Source organism: Salipiger sp. 1_MG-2023 (genome assembly GCF_030547555.1).
Classification (GTDB): domain Bacteria; phylum Pseudomonadota; class Alphaproteobacteria; order Rhodobacterales; family Rhodobacteraceae; genus Salipiger.
On record NZ_JAUOQN010000001.1, the window covers coordinates 171346 to 196014 of the forward strand.

19 protein-coding genes and 1 pseudogene are annotated in these 24669 nt (G+C 64.4%); 6 read left to right on the plus strand and 14 right to left on the minus strand.

Translation table 11 applies throughout. From position 1 onward, the window contains the following. Window positions 1-382: 382 nt before the first annotated feature. The 5 genes and pseudogenes from Q4543_RS00810 to Q4543_RS00830 all read left to right on the plus strand — a co-directional run bounded on the left by Q4543_RS00810 (window position 383) and on the right by Q4543_RS00830 (window position 9686). A complete protein-coding gene (locus Q4543_RS00810) occupies window positions 383-2209 on the plus strand; it encodes an autotransporter assembly complex family protein (protein ID WP_303435818.1) in 1827 nt (608 codons plus the stop codon). Then, window positions 2206-6987: a translocation/assembly module TamB domain-containing protein gene (locus Q4543_RS00815; protein WP_303435819.1), complete on the plus strand. Its 4782-nt coding sequence runs from the start codon at window positions 2206-2208 to the stop codon at window positions 6985-6987. The genes Q4543_RS00810 and Q4543_RS00815 overlap by 4 nt, the downstream gene beginning before the upstream one ends. Window positions 6988-7057: 70 nt before the next feature. Beyond that, window positions 7058-8005, plus strand: coding sequence for a LysR family transcriptional regulator (locus Q4543_RS00820; protein WP_216004165.1), 948 nt, complete (start codon window positions 7058-7060; stop codon window positions 8003-8005). 200 nt (window positions 8006-8205) lie between these two features. Further along, window positions 8206-8895, plus strand: a complete 690-nt coding sequence (locus tag Q4543_RS00825) for a DUF2270 domain-containing protein (RefSeq protein ID WP_303435820.1) — start codon at window positions 8206-8208, stop codon at window positions 8893-8895. A 67-nt stretch (window positions 8896-8962) separates the two neighbouring features. Beyond that, a pseudogene (locus tag Q4543_RS00830) lies at window positions 8963-9686 on the plus strand (IS5 family transposase). Between the two features lie 266 nt (window positions 9687-9952). Here the strand turns inward: Q4543_RS00830 and Q4543_RS00835 are convergent. From Q4543_RS00835 to trxB, 9 genes are all read right to left on the minus strand, one after another. Further along, window positions 9953-10369, minus strand: coding sequence for a RidA family protein (locus Q4543_RS00835; RefSeq protein WP_303435821.1), 417 nt, complete (start codon window positions 10367-10369; stop codon window positions 9953-9955). Window positions 10370-10384: 15 nt separating this feature from the next. Then, a complete protein-coding gene (locus Q4543_RS00840) occupies window positions 10385-11665 on the minus strand; it encodes an NAD(P)/FAD-dependent oxidoreductase (RefSeq protein WP_303435822.1) in 1281 nt (426 codons plus the stop codon). Window positions 11666-11829: 164 nt separating this feature from the next. Then, a complete protein-coding gene (locus Q4543_RS00845) occupies window positions 11830-12348 on the minus strand; it encodes a flavin reductase (protein ID WP_303435823.1) in 519 nt (172 codons plus the stop codon). Between the two features lie 87 nt (window positions 12349-12435). Continuing rightward, a complete protein-coding gene (locus Q4543_RS00850) occupies window positions 12436-13173 on the minus strand; it encodes a class II aldolase/adducin family protein (RefSeq protein ID WP_303435824.1) in 738 nt (245 codons plus the stop codon). Then, window positions 13158-13505 carry a hypothetical protein gene (locus tag Q4543_RS00855; RefSeq protein ID WP_303435825.1) on the minus strand — a complete coding sequence of 116 codons (348 nt, stop codon included), beginning with the start codon at window positions 13503-13505 and terminating at the stop codon, window positions 13158-13160. Before Q4543_RS00855 ends, Q4543_RS00850 begins: the two co-directional genes overlap by 16 nt. Beyond that, complete coding sequence (locus Q4543_RS00860) at window positions 13498-14850, minus strand: LLM class flavin-dependent oxidoreductase (protein ID WP_303435826.1); 1353 nt, start codon at window positions 14848-14850, stop codon at window positions 13498-13500. Before Q4543_RS00860 ends, Q4543_RS00855 begins: the two co-directional genes overlap by 8 nt. Window positions 14851-16088: 1238 nt before the next feature. Further along, window positions 16089-16769 carry a VPLPA-CTERM sorting domain-containing protein gene (locus Q4543_RS00865; RefSeq protein ID WP_303435827.1) on the minus strand — a complete coding sequence of 227 codons (681 nt, stop codon included), beginning with the start codon at window positions 16767-16769 and terminating at the stop codon, window positions 16089-16091. A gap of 177 nt (window positions 16770-16946) precedes the next feature. Beyond that, the gene (locus Q4543_RS00870; protein ID WP_303435828.1) at window positions 16947-18665 is read right to left on the minus strand and encodes a bifunctional sulfate adenylyltransferase/adenylylsulfate kinase; all 1719 of its coding nucleotides are present in this window, start codon (window positions 18663-18665) and stop codon (window positions 16947-16949) included. 233 nt (window positions 18666-18898) lie between these two features. Next, window positions 18899-19903, minus strand: a complete 1005-nt coding sequence (gene trxB, locus Q4543_RS00875; protein WP_303435829.1) for a thioredoxin-disulfide reductase — start codon at window positions 19901-19903, stop codon at window positions 18899-18901. Between the two features lie 201 nt (window positions 19904-20104). On the opposite strand from trxB, the gene Q4543_RS00880 reads away from it, so the two are divergent. Then, entirely contained in the window at window positions 20105-20605 is a 501-nt protein-coding gene (locus tag Q4543_RS00880; RefSeq protein WP_216002367.1) for an Lrp/AsnC family transcriptional regulator, read from the plus strand. Here the strand turns inward: Q4543_RS00880 and Q4543_RS00885 are convergent, their stop codons facing one another. The 5 genes from Q4543_RS00885 to lgt form a co-directional block, all read right to left on the minus strand. Beyond that, on the minus strand, window positions 20606-21286 hold the full coding sequence (locus Q4543_RS00885) for a Hint domain-containing protein (RefSeq protein ID WP_303435830.1): 681 nt from the start codon (window positions 21284-21286) through the stop codon (window positions 20606-20608). A gap of 344 nt (window positions 21287-21630) precedes the next feature. Then, window positions 21631-21792, minus strand: a complete 162-nt coding sequence (locus tag Q4543_RS00890) for a hypothetical protein (RefSeq protein ID WP_303435831.1) — start codon at window positions 21790-21792, stop codon at window positions 21631-21633. Between the two features lie 121 nt (window positions 21793-21913). Beyond that, the gene (pgeF, locus tag Q4543_RS00895; protein ID WP_303435832.1) at window positions 21914-22669 is read right to left on the minus strand and encodes a peptidoglycan editing factor PgeF; all 756 of its coding nucleotides are present in this window, start codon (window positions 22667-22669) and stop codon (window positions 21914-21916) included. Window position 22670: 1 nt separating this feature from the next. Beyond that, entirely contained in the window at window positions 22671-23747 is a 1077-nt protein-coding gene (locus tag Q4543_RS00900) for a class I SAM-dependent methyltransferase (protein WP_303435833.1), read from the minus strand. Next, window positions 23744-24631: a prolipoprotein diacylglyceryl transferase gene (gene lgt, locus Q4543_RS00905; protein ID WP_303435834.1), complete on the minus strand. Its 888-nt coding sequence runs from the start codon at window positions 24629-24631 to the stop codon at window positions 23744-23746. Before lgt ends, Q4543_RS00900 begins: the two co-directional genes overlap by 4 nt. Between the last annotated feature and the right edge of the window lie 38 nt (window positions 24632-24669).

A 24669-nucleotide genomic window follows, 5' to 3' on the forward strand; every position in this document is an offset into this window, starting at 1 on the left:
GCGGGCCGAGGGCCGCAGCCTTGCCGCTCCCCGCGCCCGAACTGCGCCTCGATACGCCGTCCAAGGGCCGCCGCAGACAGCGCCAAAGCAAACTTGCCGCCGCCGATCACGATCGTCTTTCGCATGTCGTCTCCAAACCCGGTCGCCGCTGCCTTGCAAGGCCACAGGCCCCGCAAACGGGATAGGCCCAGCGCCCGCGCCAGACAAGCCCCGCACGATCACGGTGATGCTGTGACGAGGATGCGACGCTGGCACGGCACTTCAACCCCGCTCTGGTGGAATCCCTGCGACACGCTGGTCAGCCCGACAACCCTGCCCTAGGTTACTCCTGCGCCCTGCCCGGCGCATCGTGCCTTCCAGGCCCTATAAAGGACGATTAACAGTGACCTCCTGGCGCCGCCATGCCTGCAAGGGCATCCCCCAGACCGCCGCTCTCGGCCTCACCCTCGCGCTTGTTTCGGGACCGGTCGCGGCGCTCGACGACCTTGATTTCGACACGCCCGGCATGAGCGAAGACCTGCGATCGCAGATCAAGGCCTATTCGGCCCTTGCCGCCGCCGAAGGCGAAGACAGGGTGTCCGGGCAGGATATCCTTGCCGCCGCCCTGTCGGATTACGGCATTCTGACGGAAACGCTGTATGACGCGGGCTATTACGGCGGGGTGATCAGCATCACCCTTGACGGGCGCGAGGCGTCCGGCATTCCTCTGCTGGAAACGCCCGACACGGTTGGCACCGTTCGGGTCGAGGTCAGGCAGGGCCCCCAGTTTACCTTTGGCCGCGCCGACATCGCCCCGCTGGCACCAGAAACCACCCTCCCGGGCGGCTTTGCCAGCGGCGAAACAGCCGCGGCGAGCGTGGTGGGCGACGCCGCCGATGCCAGCATCGAGGCATGGCGTCAGGTCGGCCATGCCAAGGCCGAGATCGCGCAGGAATCCGTCACCGCCGATCACCGCGATTCGACGCTCGACGTGGCGATGGGCGTTGCGCCCGGCCCGCGCCTGACCTTCGGCGCGCTGAAGAACGTCAACGACAGCAGCGTGCGCAGCGCAGCGCGCCGCCGCATCGCGGGCATCCCGACCGGAGAGGTCTTTGACCCCGACGAGGTCGACGATGCGGTGCGCCGCCTGACGGCGACCGGCGCTTTCAGCACCGTCACGCTGCGCGAGGCGGAAACCCCCAACGCCGACGGATCGCTCGACATGCTGCTGAGCGTCAGCGATGCCAAGCCCCGCCGACTTGGCTTTGGCGCCGAGGTATCCTCGCTCGAAGGGCTGTCGCTGGAGACCTACTGGCTGCACCGCAACGCCCTTGGCGGGGCGGAACAGTTCCGCATCGATGCCGAGGTCTCTGACATTTCGGGCGAGACCGACCAGATCGACGCCAGCCTGACGGCGCGGCTTGAAGTCCCCGCTGCCGTGGCCGTCTGGGATCCGGACACCACCGCCTATTTCCAGTTGGCCCTCTCCTCCGAGAACGAGCCGACCTACCTGTCCAACAGCATCGAGCTGTCCACCGGCGTCTCGCGGCGCTTCAGCGACGAGCTGTCCGGCTCGCTTGGCATCGGGCTGCGCTATTCCGAGGTCGACGACGATCTGGGCTACCGCGACTTCCTGCTATTCACTTTGCCAACCACGCTGACCTGGGACAAGCGCGACAATGATCTCGATCCGAAATCAGGCTGGTACATTGACACCGACCTGACGCCTTTCGTGAACCTGACCGGGGCGGGCGACGGCGCGCGGCTGTATTCCGACATGCGCGGCTATTACGGCCTTGGCGCCGACAAGGGCACCGTGCTGGCAGGGCGGTTGCAGCTGGGCTCGGTCCTCGCCTCGCCGCTTGAAGATACACAGCCGGAATACTTGTTTTACTCCGGCGGCGCCGGATCGGTTCGCGGCCAGCCCTACCAGTCGCTGACCGTCGATCTGGGCGATGGCGACGAAACCGGCGGGCGCAGTTTTCTGGGTCTGTCGGGCGAATTGCGTCAGGACATCGGCGAAAGCTTTCAGGTGGTGGCCTTTGCCGACGCGGGCTTCATCGGGGCCGATTCGGCTCCGGGCAGCGATGGCAACTGGCATTCGGGCGCGGGCCTCGGGCTGCGCTACAAAACTGGCATCGGGCCGCTGCGCGTCGACGTGGCCGGGCCGACATCGGGCGACACCGGCAACGGTGTGCAACTTTACATCGGCATAGGTCAGGCATTTTGAAACGGCTCCTTCTCCTTCTTCCGCTGCTCTTCTGTCTGTCACTGCCTGCGGCTGCGCAGGATGACGACGGCGGCACCGCTCTGGAACGTCTGATCGAAAACGCGCTGTCATCGGATGGCATGGCGGTCAGCGTCAGCGGCTTTCGCGGCGCGCTCAGCTCGCAGGCGACGCTTGAGCGGATGACCATCGCCGACGATCAGGGCGTCTGGCTGACGCTGGAAAACGCCACGCTCGACTGGTCGCGCACGGCGCTGCTGCGCGGGCGCGTCGAGGTCAACGAGCTGTCGGCAGAGCGCCTCGCCCTCGTTCGTCTTCCGGCAAGCAGCGCCGCCCCCGCGCCCGAAGCCTCGGGCACCGCGTTTTCCCTGCCCGACCTGCCGGTCTCGGTGAACATCGGCACCTTCGCGATTGCCTCGCTGGAACTTGGCGCGCCGGTGATCGGCGAGCCGCTGAGCGCGCGGATCGATGGCGCGGCGCAGCTTGCCGACGGTGACGGCACCGTCGAGTTGAACCTGCAACGCACCGACGAGAAATCCGATGCCCTTCAGCTGTCCGGCAGCTATGCCAACGCCACCGAAGAGCTGACCATCGACGTCACTCTCGACGAAGCGGCGGGCGGCCTTCTGGCGACAAAGCTTGGTCTGCCAGGCGCACCGGCGTTGAACCTTCAGATCGAGGGCAATGGCCCGCTCGACGATTTCACCGCCGACATCGCGTTGGCCTCGGACGGCATCGACCGGCTGAGCGGACAGGTCACCTTGCAGGGCACCAATGATGGCGGGCGGGCCTTTGCCGCCGACCTGTCGGGCGATCTGCGCCCCTTCCTTCCCGAAGAGCAGCGCGCCTTTCTTGGCGAGCAGCAGGCGCTGGTGGCCAATGGCACGATGGAACCGACGGGCGCGCTGGATCTTGGCACCCTGCGGCTGACCACGGCGCAGGCGGCACTGAACGGGCGCGCCCGCATTGGCGCCGATGGCTGGCCAGAGCTTCTGGACCTGTCCGGGCGCATCGGCTCTGAGAACGGCCAGCCGGTGACGCTGCCCTTCACCTCGGCTGACACGCAGCTCAACGAGGCAACGCTGACGCTGAGCTATGATCGCGCGCAAGGCGACGGGCTGGTGCTGAATGTGCTGGCAAGCGGCGTCGCGCGCCCCGACATGACCATAGCGCAGGCACGTATCGACGTGACCGGAACCCTCTCGCCCGACACCCAGCCGGCGCAGATTGCGGGCACGCTGGATATGACCGTTGCCGGGCTGGACTTCACCGATGCCTCGCTGGCGCAGGCCACTGGCAGCGATCTGACCGGCACGCTGGATGTCGCTTGGCAACAGGGATCGCCCCTGACCCTGTCGAACATCGACCTGTCGGGCGCGGGCGTGAACATCGCCGGTGCCATCGGCTTTGACGGGCTCGTGCAAGGGCAAGACCCCACCATTTCACCCAATCTGCAAGCGCGGGTTGCCGGGCTGGACAGGTTTTCCGGGCTGGCTGGGCGCAGCTTGGGCGGTGCGGCCGATCTGGCGATCAAGGGCGATTACGAGCCGGTCTCGGGCCGGTTCGACCTAAGCGCGCAAGGCACCACAACCGACCTGATCACCGGCAGCGCGCAGCTTGACGGGCTGATGACCGGCGAGGTCAGCGTCAATGTCTCGGCGGCGCGCAACGAATCCGGCCTGTCGATCAGCGAAGCAAAGATCGACGGTCAGGCGCTCACGCTGGACGCTTCGGGGCGGCTTGTCACCGGGCAAAGCACCGCGCAATTCGATATCGCCCTGCCCGATCTGTCGCTGATTCAACCCGGCGCAACCGGCGGGCTGACCGCCAATGGCACGCTTCAGGAAGGCGAAGCGGCCTATGCGCTGGATCTGACGGCACGCGGCCCCGGTGGCCTGACGCTGGACGGCGTGCTGACCGCTGCCAAGGCGACAGACGGCAGCATCGCGGGCGGCGGCTTTACCGGCACACTCAACGCCAGCGACCTGTCGGCCTTTGCGGCGCTGGCGCAGCGCGAGCTGGCCGGGGCGCTGAACTTCGAGGGCACCGGCAACTACACGCTGGACACCGGCTATTTCGATGCCAAGGGCGCGCTGGTCACGCAGGACCTAAAGGTCGGCATCGATCAGGTCGACGGCCTGCTGCAAGGCACCACCCGCGCGCAGGTCGATGTTCTGCGCAACGCCGATGGCATCGTGATCAACGACGGGCGCATCAATGGCCCCGGCCTCACCGCCAACGCCTCGGGCACGCTCCTGACCGGCGACAGCCGCGCCAGTTTCGATATCGCCCTGCCCGATCTGTCGCTGGTCGCCCCCGGCGCGTCGGGCACCTTGACGGCGCAAGGCACGCTGGTCGAAGACGCCGGCACCTATACGCTTGACCTGACCGCCGCCGGACCCGGAGACACCCGCATCGACGGCACAGTGACGGCAGACAAGGCGGCGGATGGCTCCATCGCCCGCGTTGGTTTTGACGGCACTGCCGACGCGCGGCAACTGGCTGCGTTCTCGGACATCGCCGGGCGCACGCTTGGCGGCGGGCTGAGCTTTGACGGCACCGGCAGCTACACGCTGACCAACGGCTTCTTTGACGCCAAAGGCGACTTGGTGACGCAAGACCTTGTGGTCGGCATTTCGCAGATCGACGGGCTGCTGGCGGGCCGCACCACGGCCAACGTGGATGTGCTGCGCGATGACAGCGGCATCGTCATCAACGCGGCCCGCGTCGACGGGCCGGGCATCCAGCTCACCGCCGAGGGCACCATCGCGACCGGATCGTCGCGCGCCAGCTTCGATCTGACCCTGCCCGATCTGTCGCTGGCCGCCGCCGGCACGCCGGGCAGCGCCACTGCCACCGGCACCCTGACCGAAAGCGCCGACGCCTACCTTCTTGATTTCACCGCCGCCGGCCCCGGCCAGACGCGGGCGCAAGGCAGCGTCACGGCGACCAAGACCGCCGATGGCGGCGTCGGCACGATCAGCTTTGACGGCACGGCGGGGGCGGACAGCCTGTCGGATCTCGCGCCTCTGGTGGGGATGAACCTGCGCGGATCGCTGAGTTTTGACGGCACCGGCAGCTTTACCCCGGCGAGCGGCGCATTTGGCGCCGATGGTACTCTGACCACGCAGGGGCTTGGGCTTGGCATCCCCACCGCTGACGCGCTGATCGGCGGCACTGGCCGCGCGGTGATCAAGGCCAGCCGCGACGAGGCTGGCACCATCACCGTCAGCCAGCTTGACGTCAGCACCGGGCAGATCACTGCCAGCGCCTCGGGCAGCCTAGATGCGCAGGGCGGCAGCCAGCTGAGCTATGACGTGGCGCTGGCCAATCTTGGCGTCATCGTGCCGCAGCTTCCGGGCCGTGCCACGGCGCAGGGCACGCTGGGCGCCAACGGCTCGGGGCCTTACAACATCAACACGCAGATCACCGCTCCGGGCGGCACGCAGGCGCGCATCGCGGGCAGTCTCGCGCGCGATTTCGCCACGGCGAACCTGACCATCGACGGCGCGGCGCCGCTGAACCTTGCCAATAGCTTCATCGAGCCGAACCTGCTGAACGGCATCGCCCAGCTAAACCTGTCGCTGAACGGCCCGCTGGCGGTGTCGTCGCTGTCGGGCAACGTGACGGTGCGCGGCGCCGAGATGGTGCTTCCCGGCCCGGCCCTGTCGCTGGCCGGGCTCAACCTCGATGCGCAGCTTGGCGGCAATCGGGTCGATCTGACGCTGGACGCAAGCCTGTCGACACGCGGCACCATTCGCACCACCGGCACCATCGGGCTGACGGCGCCCTATCAGGCGGATCTTGCGGTGCAGTTGCAGAACCTGCTGCTCGAGGACCGCAGGCTGTATCAGGCGACCGCGGGCGGCACCGTCACCGTGCAGGGGCCCTTGCTGACCGGCCCGTCGATCGGCGGAGACATCCTGATCGACGAGGCCGAAATCCGCATTCCGGAAACCGGCCTTGGGCCGGGTAGCCGCGACTTCACCCTCACGCATATCGCCGAACCCGCCGATGTGCGCGCAACCCGCGATCGCGCCGGTCTGCTGAATCAGGACAGTCAGGACAGCGGCGGCGCCGGCTACGTGCTGCCGCTGAACCTGACGATCCGGGCGCCGGGGCAGATCTTTGTCCGCGGTCGCGGGCTGGATGCGGAGCTCGGCGGCAGACTTGTGCTGCGCGGGACCACCGCCGATATCGTGCCCGAAGGCCGCTTCGAGCTGATCCGCGGACGGCTGGACATCCTTGGCCAACGGCTGACGCTCGACACGGCAACGCTGACCATGACCGGCGATTTCATCCCGTCCCTCGACGTCGAGGCGACCACCCAGCGCGCCGACACCGAGATCACCATCGCGGTCAGCGGCGAGGCGACCTCGCCCGAGGTCAGCTTTTCCTCCAGCCCCTCCCGGCCCGAGGAAGAAGTGCTGGCGCTGCTGCTGTTCGGGCGCAACGTCGCCGAGCTGAGCGCCTTTCAGGCCTTGCAGATCGCCTCGGCGGTCAACACGCTTGCGGGCAAGGGGGGCGATGGCATCGTCGGCAACCTGCGCAAGGGCTTCGGGCTGGATGATCTGGACGTGACCACCGATTCCGATGGCAATGCAGCGCTCAGCCTTGGCAAGTACATCACCGATCAGATCTACACCGATGTCGAGGTCAAAAGCTCGGGCGAGACCGCGGTGAACCTGAACATCCAGCTCAAGCGCAATCTCAAGGCCAAGGCCTCTGTCACCTCGGCCGGTGACAGCGGCGTAGGCATCTACTACGAAAAAGACTATTGATTTCAGTCGGGCGGCCCGTTGTGGGCCGCCCGCTCTTGCCAAAGGCGCGGCAAAGGCGGAACTAGACGTCATGCGCTACACCCTGAGACAGATCGAATATTTCATTGCCACCGCCGAAGCGGGGTCGATCACGCTTGCCGCCGAGCGCATCAACATCTCGCAGCCGTCGATTTCCACCGCCATCTCGCAGCTGGAAACCGAACTGGGCGCGCAACTGTTCCTGCGCCGCCACGCGCAGGGCCTGTCGCTGACCCGCACCGGACGCGACTTGCTGATCGAAGCGAAACAGCTGATGGATCAGGCGCAAAAGCTGTATCACACCGCATCCGAGGCCACCGAAATGGTGCGCGGCACGCTATCTCTGGGCTGCCTTGTGACCTTTGCGCCGATGGTGCTGCCCGAGGTGGCGCACAGCTTTGCCACCGATTATCCCGGCGTGCGGGTGCTGCCGCAGGTGGCCGATCATGAAAAGCTGCTGAACGATCTGCATCGCGCCGAGCTGGACGTTGCGCTCAGCTACGATCTGCAACTGCCGGATGATTACGACTTCATTCCACTGGCCGAGCTGCCGCCCTATGCGCTGGTCGGCGAGAGCGATCCGCTGGCGCAGGAAACCGCCGTGACGCTGCAGGAGCTGGCCGAACAGAACCTCATCCTGCTCGATCTGCCGATCTCGCGCGATTACTTCCTTGCGCTGTTCGCCCGCATGGGGCTGACGCCAAAGATCGCCGGGCGGCTTCAGCAACAAGAGGTGATCCGGACCATGGTGGCGAACCGCTTCGGCTATTCCATCGCCAACATCCGCCCCAAATCGACCACGGCGCTGGACGGGCGCGCGGTGCGGCGTCTGCGCATCGCCGGCGATCACAAGCCGATGCGGCTGGGGCTGCTGCGCGCCGCACGCCAAGAGCCAACGCGACTGGTCAGCACCTTCATGGACCATTGCCGGACGCTGATCTCCAACAGCTATATCCCGGGGATGGAGCCGCCGATCCTCGATCCTAAACGGGTGCGGTAAGGCACTGCCGACCCTGCAAGATCTGGCTGCGCCTCATGACCAGCCGCTGTGCGGATATTGTTCACCCGCAGCAAAGATCTTCCCGTCATTACGGCCCCTGAAGAGGTGGGCGGACAGCAGAACGCCCTGGAACGCTCCGGCCGCTGTCGTTGACCGGAAAACATCGCCGTGTCTAATCTAGCTGATCGGACAAGGAATGCATGATGGGCCCGGATACGGACGACAAGAAACGCAAGGATCTTAACGCCGCCGAAATCGGGGCATTGGCACACCTTTACCGCGCCGAGGTCTACCGCTCGACGATCTGGCGAACGCGTCTGGATACCACGACAAATTGGTCGGTGGTGACGTTGGGGATCGCCTTGTCGATTACCTTTGCAGCGCCCACGGCATCTGCACTGCCACTTGTCCTCGTTGGCGTGTTGCTTTTGTTCTTTCTGATGGTCGAAGCACGCAGGTATCGCTTTTTCAATGTCTGGCGCGCACGCTGTCGCTGGATAGAGACCCATTTCTACGCCCCAATGCTGGACGGCGGGGATTTGCATCTGGAAGAAAACTGGCAGAAAACACTGGCAGAAGATTACTGGCGGCCGAAATACCACGTCAGCCTGATAATCTCGGTGGGGCGCAGGGTCAGGAACACCTATCTCTGGATATTATTGATCCAGGCGCTTGCCTATATGGGAAAAATCATTGTGCACCCTGAACCCGCGATTTCCGTTTCGGAAGTCATGGGAAGAGCATCTGTCGGGCCAATATCCGGAGAAATCGTGGTCGCCTTGGGTCTTCTTTACATTTTCAGTTTGGTCGCGATAGCGTTGTGGAGCTACGTTCACGACCGCGGACGAGCATTGCGCGGAGAGCGGAACAGTGGCAGCAGCATGGGCTGACTAAGGTCAGGATGCGTTAATTTTGTGCGGACGGCATGAGTCACGGCTTCGAAGACGCAGCTGTGACATGAGCATTCTCTACTGGCTGACCGACGCGCAGATGGCACGCTTGGCCCCTTTCTGCCCCAAGCCTCATGGCAAGCCTCGCGTTCACTGCCCGGCAGGGCATTGCACAGCAATCTCCCGAGAGGAATGACAGGCGGGTTCTGAGCGGGATTACCTGCATCAATCGCAATGGCTTGCGTTGGCGCAGAGTATGGTCCGCATAAGACGCTCTGCAGCCAGTGGAAACGTTGGAGCGGGAAAGGCGTCTTCGCCCAGATGATGGCCAGGCTGGCCTCGGCCGTCTGATTGGTCGAACCAAAGGCGGCATGAATACCAAGCTGCACGCCATCTGCGACAGTCAGGGACGAGCGATCGACTTGTTCGACACCGCCGGACAGGTCAGCGATGACATCGGCGCGCGCGCATTGCTCAGCGGCCTACCAAAACTTCAAATGGCTGCTCGGGGATCGTGGCTACGACGCTGACCGGTTCAGAGAAGCGTTGCAGGACGAGGGTATACGCGCCTGTATCCCGTGCCACAAACAATGCAAGACAGCCGTGAAATACCCTTCTCGGGACATTGCTTTGCAATGCCCTGCCGGGCAAGAGACAAGCGCCGTAACTGGATCGAGATCATGTTCGGCAGACTCAAGGACTGGAGGCGTGTGGCCACCCGCTACAACCGCTGCCCCAAGGTCTTCCTCTCCACCATCGCGCTCGCGGCTCTCGTCATCTTTTGGGTATGAATCCTGACCGAAAGGAAATTGGCCAAGCTCGCTGGGGGAAGTACCCCTGTTGTGTAGATTGGCCGAAAAGCCCGATCATGTGGGCGCCAGGATTGCAGCCCCCTAAATCCCTAGCATCATCACCCCGAAGAGCAGATCGCCAGCGCGTTTTTCAACAGCACCGGCTCAAAGCAGACATGGCAGGGCCATGCGCCCGCAGCTTCGAATGATCACCATCAATCACCAGCAGACGTCCGCCCCGTCGAGGCGGACGCCTGTCGTGCGGGTCAGTCCGGGATCACCGCCGTGCCGTCGATCTCGACCAGCCAGTCGGGGCGGGCCAATGCGCTGACCACGAGGCCGGTCGACACCGGGTACACGCCCTTGATGTATTCGCCCATGGTCCGGTAGACCGCCTCGCGGTGGCGCACGTCGGTGATGTAGACGACGACCTTGACCAGATGCTCCATATCGCCGCCCGCCTCTTCGATGAGCTGCTTGATGTTCTGCATGACCTTGTGGGTCTGTTCGACCGGATCATGGCTTTCGATGTTCTTGGCATCGTCAAGGTTCTGCGGGCATTGCCCGCGCAGATACACCGTCTTGCCCCCCTGCGTGACCACGGCCTGACACAGGTCGTTGTCGAGGTTCTGCTCGGGGTAGGTTTCCTTGGTGTTGAACGTGCGGATCCGCGTATGTGCCACGGGGTGGTCTCCTGTTTAGCCTTGCGCCGCGGCGGGGGCCGCCTGCGCGTTGGCGTCGTCGTGATAGGTGAAATAGGCGTGCCGGATGGCGATCTGGTCGGCCACGTGTTTGGCGTCGTGCCAGACACCCCAGATAAAGGACGAGCCGCGCCGCGATTGCCACGGCAGGCCAAGGAAGTAGATCCCCGGCTCCTCGGACACACCGCGGCGGTGGATCGGGCGGCCCTGCGCGTCAAAGGTCGGTGCTTCGATCCAGCTATAATCCTGCACGAAGCCGGTGGCCCAGAGGATCGTGCCGATGCCCTCGGCAGCAAGGTCTAGCTCGGTGATCGGGTGGGTCATGCACTCGGGATCGGGGCGGATCACCCGCGCCTCGGGCTCTTCGGGCAGGTCGAGCCCGTTGCGCGCCACATAGGCGTCGGCGGCGTCGAGCAGCGCAAGGTAGTTGTCGTCTCCGCCCTTGACCATCTGCGCGATATTGCCAAGGAAGCTGACCTTGCCCGAGGCATAGCCTTCGGTGCGGCCCAGCAGGGTGATGCCTTCGCCAGCGAGGCGGCGAAAATCGATGGTCTCGCCGCCGCGCGCACCGCTGACGGCGATGGTCACATGCTCGGCGCCTGCAGGCGGGGTCGCCAGATCCCACAGCCCGAGCACCCCGAGCCACCAGACAAAATCCCGCCCCCGGTAGGCCCGCGGCGGCCGATCATGCGGCCCCACCGACAGGAACACCTTGCGCCCGGCGCGGTTCAGCTCGTCGGCGATCTGCACGCCGGACGAGCCGGCGCCAACCACCAGCACCGCGCCCTCGGGCAGCTGAGCGGGGTTCTTGTAGCCCGACGAGTGCATCTGCATCACCGGCGCGGCGTCGTCGATCACCGCCGGGATCACCGGCTTTTGAAACGGGCCGGTGGCGGCCACCACGTTCAGCGCCTCGTAATCGCCATGCGAGGTTTCCACGAGAAAGCCACGCTGCGAGGGCAGTTTCGAGACCCGCTTGACCTCGACCCCGCAGCGCACCGGCGCGTCGATCTTACGGGCGTAATCGACGAAGTAATCGGCGACGGCATCCTTGGGGACAAAATCATCCGGCCCGCCGGGAAATTCCAGCCCCGGAAAGCGGTCGTGCCAGGCCGGGCCGTTCGCCACCAGCGAATCCCAGCGCTCGGAGCGCCAGCGTTCGGCGATGCGGGCGCGTTCCAGCACCAGATGCGAAATCCCCGCGCGGCCCAGATGTTCGGACATGGCAACGCCCGCCTGCCCGGCTCCGACGACGATGGTATCTATGGTCTGCGGCATGTCTCGTGGTCCTTCCTGCGGTGGCGCATGGCCCTGTCATACCCGGATCGTGACTTTCAGAAAATTAATATGTATTGCAGCGCTGCATAGGTTGAGCCAAAGCCGCGCCGCGGGCAAAAAACCACCGACGCCCCCGCCCGGCCCGCTTCGGACCGGTCGCAGGCTCAGCCGTCGAGCTCGTGGAACTTGCGCGCGAAATAGGCCAGCGCAGAGCCGCCCTCGGATTGGGTGACTTCGACCACCTCGCAGAAAATCACCTCATGCGTGCCGACGACGGCGCGCTGCGACACCTTGCAATCAAAGCTGACCACCGCATCCCTCAGCACCGGGGCACCGCTTGCGCCGGTGCCGAACTCGGCCGAAGCAAACCGATCCGCCATCGGCTTCTTGCCGCCGAAGATCATCGCCAGATCCTGATGCTCCGGGCCGAGCGTGTTCACGCAGATCGCGTCATTGGCCAGAAACGACGGCGCTGCCGAGGACGAGCGGTTGACGCAGACCAGCAGCGTCGGCGGCGTATCGGTGACCGAACACACCGCCGAGGCGGTCAGCCCCGCCTTCCCCGCCGGGCCATCGGTTGTCACGATGTTCACCGCGCCGGCAAGGCGGGCCATGCCATCGCGAAACATCGTTTGCGTCAGGGCAACGGGGTCGGAAATCTGGGTCGGGGCGGTCTTTGTCATGGGTCTTTCTTTCGGCGAGAGGAGCTGTCCCCATGCCATATAGCGCGGTTGGCGGCAGGGCACGCGAACATGCCCTGCCATCAGGCATCAATCCTTGTAATCCGGGCATTCCGCATCAAGAATAAGCTTCATCTCCTCGAAATGCGCGATGCAGAAGTCGCCGATCGTCTCCCAGTCCTGCGCGGTCTGTTCGGCGTCGGCCTCGGACAGCGTCAGCAGCGGGCGGCCAGTGGACATCGCCGCAATGACGGTCTGCGCGGCGCGATCGAAGGTATAGATGTCGTCCCATGCCTCGCCCATGGTGGGGGCGGTGATCATCACGCCGTGATTGCCCATCAGCAGCCGCGACTTGTTGCCCATCAGCCCCGCCAGCCGCGCACCTTCGGCATCGGAATTGGCCATGCCGCCATAGCCCAGATCGATCGCCAGACGATTGTGATAACGCGCCGAGTTCTGGTCGATGGCCGGCATCCCCGGCGGGTCGATCGAGGCCAGCGCCGTGGTCATGATCGGGTGCAGATGCATGACGACACGGGCGGCGGGGCACAGCTTGTGCACCTGTCCGTGGATCTTCATCGCCGTCGTGTCGACGTTGTCATGCACCGTGCCGTCGTTGAGATCGACCAGCACCATGTCGGACGCCTTGACCCGGCCCCAGTGCATCCACTTGGGGTTGATCAGGAAACGCATCCCGTCAGCGCTGAGCGCGATGGAATAATGGTTGGCGACGGCTTCATTCATCCCAGCCCGCGCGGTCATGCGCAGGGCGGCGGCAAGGTCGATCCGGGCCTGTGTCTCGTCGATGATGTCTACGCGTGCGTCCATCTGATGTATCCTTTCTTGCCGCCGCGACGGATCTGCGCCAGCTCCATCGCGCCGAAAAAGATCAGCACGATCAGCAGCACGACAACAGAGGCCGCGGCGAGTATCGGGTTTGTTTGCAGGTTTATGCTGTCCCACATCTGTCCGGGAAGCGTTGTTTTCAGGCCGCTGCCCAGCAAAAGGGCAACGACGCCTTGCAGGACTCCGCTGCGCCCGGACCGGGTCAGCGCCCGGCTACGCAGCACCAGCAGCCTCCCCGGCGCGGCGCGCCACACCGGGTTCAGCGGCTGCCGCGCCCGAGGCACCGCCATGGCCGAGGCCGCAAGTTCAGCCATTCACCGCCGCCTTCTGCGCCATGACATGACGGTTTTCGGGGCGCGGCAGGCCCAGATGCTCGCGCAGGGTGCTGCCGGTGTATTCCTCGCGGAAGATGCCGCGCTGTTGCAGGATCGGCACGACCTTTTCGACGAAATCGGTGAGGGTCGAGGGGATCACCGGGAAGGTGATCATGAAACCGTCGCAGGCCTCGCGGTCGAGCCATTCCTGCATCAGGTTGGCGATTTCCTCGGGCGAGCCGAACAGCGTGACCTTGGCGCGGGTGTATTGCTGGCAGATCTCGCGCAGGGTCAGGCCGCGGCGGATCATCCCCGCCACCTCGTCGAAATACGAGCGGTGATAATTCGACTCCGCCGGGATGCGATCAACCGGCACCGGCTCGTCAAGCGGCAGGTCCGACAGGTCGGTTTCGATATCCTGCTTGATGCGCAGCAGGCCGACATCCGGGTGGATCAGCGCCTGCCATTTGTCGACCCGGGCCTTGGCCTCTTCGGCGCTCTCGCCCACCACGATGGTCGCCCCGGCCATGACCTTGAGGTGATCTGGGTTGCGGCCATATTTCGGCATCCGCGATTTCTGATCGGCGTAAAAGGCGATGGCCTCGTCGATATTGGTGGCCACGCCGAACACCGCCTCGGCGGTCTGCGCGGCGAATTCCTTGCCCGCCTCGGACCCGCCGGCCTCAAGGATCACCGGGTAGCCCTGCGGCGGGCGCGCGATGTTCAGCGCACCGTTGACCCGGAAGAATTCCCCCTCGTGATCGACCAGATGCATTTTGGCCGGATCGAAATTGAGCTGATTTTCCTTGTCATAGATAAAGGCATCGTCTTCCCATGTGTCCCAGAGCGCGGTGACCACCTCGTAGAATTCCTTGGCTTTGGCATAACGCTTGGCGTGCGGCGGCAGGCGGTCTGCGCCAAAGTTGCGGGCAGCGAAATCATTGGCCGAGGTCACGACGTTCCAGCCCGCGCGCCCGCCCGAGATATGATCGAGCGAGGCAAAAAGCCGGGCAAGATTGTAAGGCTCGTAAAAGCTGGTCGAGGCGGTGGCGGCCAACCCGATCTTCGACGTGGCCCCGGCAAGCGCCGTCAGCAGGGTGATCGGCTCGAGCTGGTTCATGTACATCGGCGAGCGCGCCCACGTCTCGATGTCGCCAGTGCGGCAGGCCGGCGTATCGGCGATGAAGTAGAAATCGAATTTCCCACGCTCGCAGATCTGCGCGATGGTCTTGAAATATTCGATGTCGGTGGGCGAACCGGGGTCGGCCTCGTCGGTCAGCCAGGCAGCGGCGTGCTGGCCGTAGGCTTCGATCAGGGTTGCGATGGCGAGCTGCTTCTTGGTCATCTTCTGCTCTTTCAAGGACACAAAGGACACAGGGGACCGGACGCGGCGAAAGCGATCATCGCCGCGCCCGCAGGGCTGCGGGCCTTAGCCCGTCAACAGCCATTGGTTGAAACGCCCGACGAGCGGGTCATGATTGTCGCCCCGGTTGTCGCTGTCCATCGGGTCAGGCCCTTGATGGTCACGGGGACGGGCGGTAGTATCTGTGCACGCTCGGCGGAGATGAAGTCATAGGCGTCATGGGCCGGCGGGCGGTTGGCGGCGGCCACACCGCCCCGATGGATGGCACGACACGAGGCGGCGACAGTCGTCATAAAGGCATCACTCCATGCTGGATCGGATCAGCGCCGGTCTTGAATTCGCCGCACACAAGCGAGCGCGGATCGGTCTGCCCTTGCCGCCCTCCTAGACCCCGACACGCTGTTAAGCAGAGCTGCACAAAACCAGATCCGTCAGCGTGTCAAAGAAGACCCCGCGCCGCCCGGTTGCCGGGCCTTGCGGGAAAGGCGGCAAGACGACCGAGGCGCCCTGCCCGATCAGACAAGCACCGCCGCACTGCGGCGTAAAATATCAAAAACAGCAGCATTGGTTAGGACCAGCCTATGCTTGCCCGGCAGATGACTTAGGGCCGAGCTATGCCTTGCGGCAGGACTTCTGGTTTTACGTCTCTGGACATCTGGCCTGCGAGGACGCGTCTGCACCGCGCAGACGGTTTTCCCTCAGCCGCAGCGATCCTGCCGCACAGGAGCGACCACACAGACGCGACAACGTTTCCAACGCGATGTTGGGGCACCCGCGCTTCCCCGCGTAGAGCTGTCGGCGCTTGATGCCATACCGTGTGAAGAGATGCAGCTGGAGATCAAGCGTCGCCGCAGCGACACTGGCACCACCTTCATCCTTGCCCCCACGACCAGATAGAGGCGCTGGCCCTGCCCGAACGCATCTGCCCAGCTTCCTGCCCCCCCGAAACATACGGCGCGCCGCACTCGGCCTTCGCGGCGGATTTCATGGGGATTTCAATTATCTACAACGGCGCGAAGACTGCAAAGCGCCGGCAGGCACCGTTGCCGACACGATCCACGCCGGATCGGTAACCGGCTTCTGGTGACGACAGCTGGAAAAGACATCATCTTGCGCCAGCAGGCTTGCACGACGCTGCCGATCAGCTGCGCCCGGCGCTTCGGCCGGGATAAACCCCGCGCGCAATTCCTTTTGCGCGAGGTTTAAGCTGCCCTGCCGGATCAGGCACCCTTGCGGCGTAGTGCACCAAGCGCGGCCAGCCCAAGGCCAAGCATCCAGACTCCGGCCGGCAGCGGCACTGGCGAGACCGGCGACACCTCGAAGCTGGTGAGGTTGCCATAGGCCGCCGGACTGTAACCCGACGTGGTCCCACCAAAGCTGTAAAGCCGCATGTACTCGCCGTCGGTGTCGCCCCCTTGGTTGTAGCTCAGATTTGTCGACAGGCGCGGCCCCGACAGGTGCTGGATGTCGACCAGAAGATCGCCCTGAGACGCATCATAGGCAAAGCTGCCGTTGAAGGTGATGGCACTGCCGCCGACGAGACTGCCATTCAACGTGATCACATCGAAGATCGTGGCATCGCTGCCGGCGTTCGAGGCAAAGGTGCTGCTCATGCTGCCTAGCGAGGTAGCCGCCGTGGACAGGCTCAACTGGTAGATGCTGTTGGCGAATGCACTGGTCGGGGAATTATCCGCGACGAAAAAGCTTAGCGACGTGATGTCATTCACCCCGGAAAACAGCGCAGAGCTGTACATCTGCTGATAGCGGGTGACGCAGCCAAAGGTGCAATCAGCGCTATTCGCGGTGCCGTTGCCATCGGCGATCACGGTGGCGGCGTGCGCCGAAGACACCGCGGCGATCGCAAGACCGACGCAAGTGGCGAGTGTTCTGAATTTTTGCAAGTGGCCGCTCCATGAAATGCTGTCAGACGATCGCACGCATGGAATGATTAAATGGTTAACTCATTGCATGAAATTTTGGCAAAACAGCCCGTACACCCCTGAACGGCAGGCCAATACAAAAAAGGCCCCGCGCAGAACGCTGCGCGGGGCCTTTCGGTTGCCAGAGATCTGCACCGCTTAATGCGCGGCGATCAGACCCATGCTTTCCAGCTTCAGGATCACCTGATGCGCGCAGTTGTCGACATCGACATTCTCGGTCTCGACCGACAATTCGGGGTTCTGCGGCACGTCATAGGGATCAGAGATCCCGGTGAATTCCTTGATCTTGCCCTCACGCGCCAGCTTATACAGGCCCTTGCGGTCCCGGCGCTCGCATTCCTCGATGCTGGTGGCAACGTGGATTTCGATGAAGGCGCCGAACTGTTCGACATCCTCGCGCACCGCGCGGCGGGTCGCCGCATAGGGCGCGATCGGCGCACAGATCGCGATGCCGCCGTTCTTGGTGATTTCCGACGCGACATAGCCGATGCGGCGGATGTTCAGGTCGCGGTGCTCTTTGGAAAAGCCCAGCTCCGACGACAGGTTCTTACGCACGATGTCGCCATCGAGCAGCGTCACCGGACGCCCGCCCATTTCCATCAGCTTGGTCATCAGCGCGTTGGCGATGGTCGATTTGCCCGACCCCGAGAACCCGGTGAAGAACACGGTGAAGCCCTGCTTGGAGCGCGGCGGCTTGGTGCGGCGCAGCTCCTTGACCACCTCGGGGAACGAGAACCATTCGGGGATCTCGAGACCCTCTTGCAGGCGGCGACGCAGTTCGGTGCCCGAAATGTTCAGGATCGTGACATTTTCCTTGTCGGCGATCTCATCATTGGGTTCGTACTGGGCGCGTTCCTGCACATAGACCATGTGTTTGAACGGCACCATTTCGATGCCCATCTCGGCCTCGTGCTCCTTGAACAGCTCTTGCGCGTCATAGGGCCCGTAGAAGTCTTCGCCCTGGCTGTTCTTGCCGGGGCCAGCATGATCGCGGCCGACGATGAAATGGGTCACGCCGTGGTTCTTGCGGATCAGCCCGTGCCAGACCGCCTCGCGCGGGCCGGCCATGCGCATGGCAAGCGGCAGCAGCGACATCGCGGTGGTCGAGGCCGGGTATTTGTCGAGCACAGCCTCGTAGCAGCGCACGCGGGTGAAGTGATCGACATCGCCGGGCTTGGTCATGCCGACAACCGGGTGGATCAGCAGGTTGGCTTCGGATTCGCGCGCGGCGCGGAAGGTCAGCTCCTGATGGGCGCGGTGCAGCGGGTTGCGGGTCTGGAACGCAACAACCTTACGCCAGCCGAGCTTGCGGAAATAGGCGCGCAGTTCGTTGGGCGTGTCACGACGGGCGCGGAAATCGTAGTGCACCGGCTGCTGGATGCCGGTGATCGGGCCGCCAAGGTAGACCTTGCCCGCGGTGTTGTGCAGGTAGTTGACCGCCGGATGCGCATCGTCGTCGGCGCCAAAGACCTTTTCGGCCTCGCGCGCCTTGTTCGGCACCCATTTGTCGGTGACGGTCATGGTGCCGAGGATCACGCCTTCCTGATCGCGCAGCGCGATGTCCTGATCGATCTCGATGCTGTCGGCGAATTTCTCCGACACGTCCAGCGTGATTGGCATCGGCCAGAGCGTACCGTCTGCCAAGCGCATGTTCTCGACGACACCGTCGTAATCCGCTTCGGACAGGAACCCCTTGAGCGGGAAGAAGCCGCCGTTCATCAGCAGCTCGAGATCGCAGATCTGGCGCGGGGTCAGATCGAGCGAGACAAGCTCCGCCGCCTCGACCTTCAGTTTCTGCGCGCTGTCATAGGAAACGTATAGCTCGGGGATCGGAGCCAGATTGGCGGACATGGTCATGAACAGATCTCTCGTCAAGGAAGTCGAAATGCGGTGCCGCGGACGGTATAAATTGGCTTTAGCCACGCAAGCAGGTTGATTTCAACCCGCTTGCGCAAGAATGGAACGATGGTCCCGGATATGCGGCAAACTCTCGCCATCCGGACCGGGTCTTGAAGATTATTTAGATGAATAATCTTCGGCGACGCCAAAGTCTCCTAGAATTTTCGCAGGAAAATCCCCGGAGCCCGGTATCAATGCGTTGCCTCAACGGGGGCGCCGTAGCCCAGAGGCTCGGATTCGTCCTTGCCCGAATCCAGCCCCTGCTCGGCCAGCCAGCGTTCCGCATCGAGCGCCGCCATGCAGCCCATGCCCGCCGAGGTGACCGCCTGACGATAGACGTGGTCGGTCAGATCGCCTGCGGCAAACACCCCGGGAACCGAGGTTTCGGTGCTTCCGGGCCGAACCTTCACGTAGCCGCCCATATGGGTTTCCAGCTGATCCTTCACCAGCTCGCTCGCAGGCGCATGGCCGATGGCGATGAACACGCCCTTGCAGGGAATCTCGGCAATCTCGCCGCTGCGCACATCCATGGCACGCACCGCCGTGACGCCCTTGGGGTTGTCCTCGCCCACGACCTCTTCGAGCTGGTGATGCCAGAGCGTCTTGATCTTTGGGTGCTTGAACAGGCGGTCCTGCAGGATTTTCTCGGCGCGCAGCTCGTCGCGGCGGTGGATCAGCGTCACCTTGCTGGCAAAATTGGTCAGGAACAGCGCCTCTTCGACAGCAGTATTGCCGCCGCCAACCACCACGATTTCCTGACCGCGATAAAAGAAGCCATCGCAGGTCGCGCAGGCCGACACGCCAAAGCCCTTGTAGGCCTCTTCCGACGCCAGCCCCAGCCATTTCGCCCGCGCGCCGGTGGCAAGGATCACCGCGTCGGCGGTATAGGTCGCGCCGCTGTCACCCTTGGCCACGAAGGGGCGCACCGAACAGTCAAGCGACGTGATGATGTCCGAGATGATCTCGGTGCCCATCGCCTTGGCGTGAGCTTCCATGGTGACCATCAGTTCGGGGCCCTGAACTTCGGTGTGACCGGGCCAGTTCTCGACCTCGGTCGTGGTGGTCAGCTGGCCACCGGGCTCTAGCCCCTGCACCAGAATCGGCGAGAGCATGGCGCGCGCAGCATAGATGCCAGCGGTATAGCCCGCCGGGCCGGAGCCGATGATCAGGGCCTTGGTGTGGCGTGTGTCGGACATGAGGGAGCCTCGCAGCAGGTTTCGGTCTGGAATCTTTATCAGTCGCACTGCATATAAAGATGCGAACGGCGCGCGCAAACCCCGGGCGGAAAAGCTCGTCTGCGCGCGACATATCGTTAACAATCTTTCGTCAGAGCGAAACTTTATTGCGCCGCCGACCGGCGATGCTATAACAATCGCGAAATACCAAAAGGACTCGCCATGCCCGGCAACCGGCTCGATCCGATCGACCGCAAGATTCTGGCCGAACTTCAGGCGGACGGCCGCATGACCAACGTCGAGCTGGCCAAGCGCGTCGGAATCAGTGCGCCGCCCTGTCTGCGCCGAGTCCGCACCCTTGAGGAACAGGGGTTCATCCGCGGATACCACGCCGATGTCGACCCCCGCGAGCTGGGTTTCGAGGTGCAGGTGTTTGTCAGCGTCGGGCTGCAAAGTCAGGCCGAAGCCGATCTGCGCGTGTTCGAAGACCGCTGCCGCGCCTGGCCGCTGGTGCGCGAATGCCACATGCTGAACGGCGAGGTGGATTTCATCCTCAAATGCGTGGCGCCTGACCTGTCGACCTTCCAGTCCTTCCTGACCGGCCAGCTGCTGACCGCCGACAACGTCGGATCGGTCAAGACGTCGCTGGTGATCCGCGGCGCCAAGGACGAGCCGGGCGTGCCCTTTGATGTGCTCGAGGAACGGCTCAGCCGCTCCGCCTGATCACGACGCGATCAGCGCGTCGATCGCGGCGCGCGTGGTGCGGGTCATGCTCAGCTCGCCGAAATCCTGCATCACGCCGATGTTGGGGAACATTCCCAGAAACAGCCCGCGCAACGCGTCGGGCAGCGGCTTGGCCATGGCCTTGCCGGGGTGATAGCTTTCCATCTCGATGCCGCCGACCCGCAGCGTGCCGTGACGCGGCACCATCAGGTGATACATCTGCACCGCTCCTGCCGGGGTGATCTGCACGATGCGCTCGCCATCGGCGAATTCCGACACCGGCACCAGCACCCTGTCCTGCCCGATCAGGGCGCGCAGCCGGTCACGGCGCATCACCATCCGCGCGGCGGGGCCGACCAACACGTCGCTCATCGGACGGCTGGGGCCGAAGGCGTCAGCGGTGATCCGGACCAGCCGGGCCAGCGTCGACACGTCATCGTCGATTCCCGGCACATAGGTGGTCGAGCCGATCCACAGCACCGGCTGCGTGCCTTCGCTGGTCTGGAGGTAATCGCCGGGCAGCAGGTCTTCGATGGCGACAGGGCCGCGCACGGTCGGCAGCAGCGTGCCACGGGCAAAGGCGGTGGTTGCGTCTTCGAACAGCGCCAGTGCCGGCGCAACATGCGCTTTATGAACGATGGACAGATCGGGCAGCAGCGCGGTGGCCTCATACTTGCGCATGAGAGTGGAGGCGCGCCGAGGCCGCTCATTCCGTAGGGAAACGGTCGCGCGCCGCGAAACCACGTTGCCCCGGGGCCGGTTCAAAGGATGGAGACTGGACATGTGACACCTCATACAGGTCGGTCACATCCGAAGCTGGCCCCCACCAACAACGACAGAAGGACATTCGCGGTTACGTTGTACACGATAAGGCCGCAATGCGCAGGCCCTGTCAAAATCGAACCGGATTTGATCGATCTCAGCCAATCAATCCGGTTCGACAGACTCGATTGTCGGATTTTTTCGGACGATCCCGCCACATTTCGTCGATGCCCGGCGAATCGCGGGCAACGGTCAGCGCGCCCTCAGGCGCTCTTGCGCGACACGGCTGCGGGTTTGCTGCGCAGCGCGGCCTTGGCATGGCGGGCCCGACGTGCCGAGGGCAACCGGATACCATTGGTCGTCGCGGTGACGATGGCAGAGGCCACAAAGCGACTGGGTTTTCTGGCTTTGGCGGGGTCGGTCATGTGAACGCATCCTTGCTTTTCGGGCACCGCCCGGGGCTGTCTGGTTCACATTGTTCGAAAAATGGGGCGAATTCCTGACCAAGCCGCGACAATTCAGCGGAATCCGGCGATTTGTTTCCGCCTACAGCCGGATGACCGACATCAGCCGCCCATAATCGGCTTCCTTGTCGTGGCAGGAGCGGCGATAGGAAAAGAACCGCGCCGGATCGGAATAGGTGCAATGACGTGTCCATTCCGCCGCAATGCCGGCATCGCGCAGCCGGTACAGCCCAAAGCCCGGAAGATCGAACAGCATCCGATCGCCCAGCCCCGCCGCAAAGAACCGCGCATAGGACGAATCTTCGGCAAGAAACTGTTCAAAGAACTCCGGGCCGACCTCGTAGGCGCGTTGGCTGATCGCCGGGCCGATCACCGCGCGGATGCCCTGCCGCGTGGCGCCAAGCGCCAGCATGGCGTCAACGGTGGCCTCGAGCACGCCGCCAAGCGCGCCTTTCCAGCCCGCATGTGCCGCGCCGACCACCCCGGCCACAGCATCGGCGAACAGCACCGGCTGGCAATCGGCGGTCAGCACGCCAAGCGCCACGCCCGGCGTTGCGCTGACCAGCCCGTCGGCCTCGGGCACCTGCCCGTCAAGCGGGCCACTGACGGTGACCACCTCGGCGGAATGGGTCTGGTGCAGGTTGACCAGATGCGTCAGCGGCACCTGCATCGCATCGGCGACGCGGCTTCGGTTGATGGCGACGATCTCGGATTGGTCCGACGAGCCATTGCCGCAGTTGAGCCCCGAGAACACGCCCGACGACGCTCCGCCCTTGCGGGTGAAGAAGCCGTGGCGAAACGGGGCCAGGCTGTCGGACGTGATGATTTCCAGTGTCATGTCATCTCTCGCGAAGATCGGCGGCAAGCAACCCCGGCGGCACCGGAGCCCCTTCGGGAACGAATCCCAGCACCTTGAACAGCGAACCCATTTCACTGGGATGCGTCAACCGGCGATGTGCGGCGATATGGGCCTCAAGCGCAGGCCCGGCAAGCCCCTGCGCCAGCCTTCGCGCCCGCTGCGTAATGCCCAGCGTTTCAAGGAACACCCCTTGCGGCACCAGCGCGGTATGAGCACAGGGCGCGGCCTGCGCCAGCGCGCTGAAATCGACATGGGCGGTCAGGTCGGCCTGCCCCGGCTGCGCCAGCGCCGAGACCTTTTCATGCGCGCGCACCGCCTGAAACGTGTTGCCCGCGCTGCCGTTGTCGCCATAGTCGATGATCAGCGCCGCGCCGCCATGCTGCGCGATGCGGCGGCCCAGTTCTGCCGCGACGCCCTGCGCCGGGCTGCAGGTTTCGATCAACGTGCCCTCTGGGGTGCTCGGCACCAGATGCGCCAGCGCGGCCACCGGCGCAGGCTCGGTCAGGCCAAAGGCCAGATGCCCGTCCGACTGGCCGACAACGCGCTCGGCCCAGCCCTCGCCCGCGCGCAGGAACTGACGGATCGGCAGCGCATCGAAAAATTCATTCGCCACCAGCCAAAGCGGCGCCTCGGGCAGATCGGCAAGGCTGTCGACCCAGATTGGCGACATCCCGCCCAGCACCTCGGCTTGACGGGCGCGCAGCGTGGGTGAGGCTTCGACGAGGTAGATCTGCGCCGCCTCGAGCATCCCCGGCACCGCGCCCATCGCCCGCGTCGCATCGTTCATCAGCGTGCCGCGCCCCGGCCCCAGCTCGGCCAGCACAAAGTCGGGCCGCCCTTGATCGATCCATGATTGCGCCAGCGACAGGCCGATCAGCTCGCCGAACATCTGCGAGATCTCGGGGGCGGTGGTGAAATCGCCGTCCGCGCCAAGCGGATCGCGGGTGGTGTAATAGCCATGCACCGGGTGCAGCAGGCAAAGCGTCATGTACTCGGCGATGCTCATCGGCCCTTCGGCCGCGATGCGCCGGTGCAGGATCTCTGCCAGCGCCGTCATGCGCGCCGCCGTGCCATCAGCAGAAAGCTCAGGCCAACGACCAGCATCGGCAGCGACAGGATTTGCCCCATGGTCAGCCCGTAGCCGCCGACATGCCACGCCAGCCCCAGCGGATTGCCCTCGGACACGAACTGCGCATCGGGCTGGCGAACGAATTCCACCGCGAAGCGCGCCAGACCGTAGCCGATGAAGAACAGCCCGGCGACCAGCCCCGGCTTCTTGAGCGCGCCGCGCGCGAAGGCCAGCCAGATCAGCAGACCGCCAAGGATCAGCCCTTCAAGCCCGGCCTCGTAAAGCTGCGAGGGGTGCCGGGCACAGAATTCGCCAAACGCCTGCCCGCAATCCTGCGCAGCCGCGCCGGGAAAGATCACCCCCCATGGTAGATCGGTCGGGCGGCCCCACAGCTCGGCATTGACGAAATTGGCGAGACGGCCCAGCAGCAGCCCCGGCGGCACCGCCAGCGCCATCATGTCGGCGACCGGCACCAGCGGCGCGCCGATGCTGCGGCAGAACAGCAGCACCGCAAGGATCACCCCCAGCAGCCCGCCGTGGAACGACATGCCGCCCTGCCAGACCATCAGGATCTCGACCGGGTGCGTCAGGTAATAGGCAGGCTGATAGAACAGCACGAAGCCCAGCCGCCCGCCAAGGATGATCCCGAGGATCACCCATGTCACGAATTGCTCGACCTCTTCGGCGCTCATCGGCGGCGCGTCATTCCGCCACAGCGCGGCACGCTTTACCGCCGCGCTTGCTAGTCTCCAGCCCAGCAGGATGCCAGCGATATAGGCAAGCGCATACCAGCGCAGGGCAAATTCAAAGCTTCCGATCGAGATCGAGAAAAGCTCGGGCGAGAGCGGCGGAAAGGGAATGGCGGCGATCATGAACGCATGGTTGATATGCCCGCGTGGGGGAAGTCAAC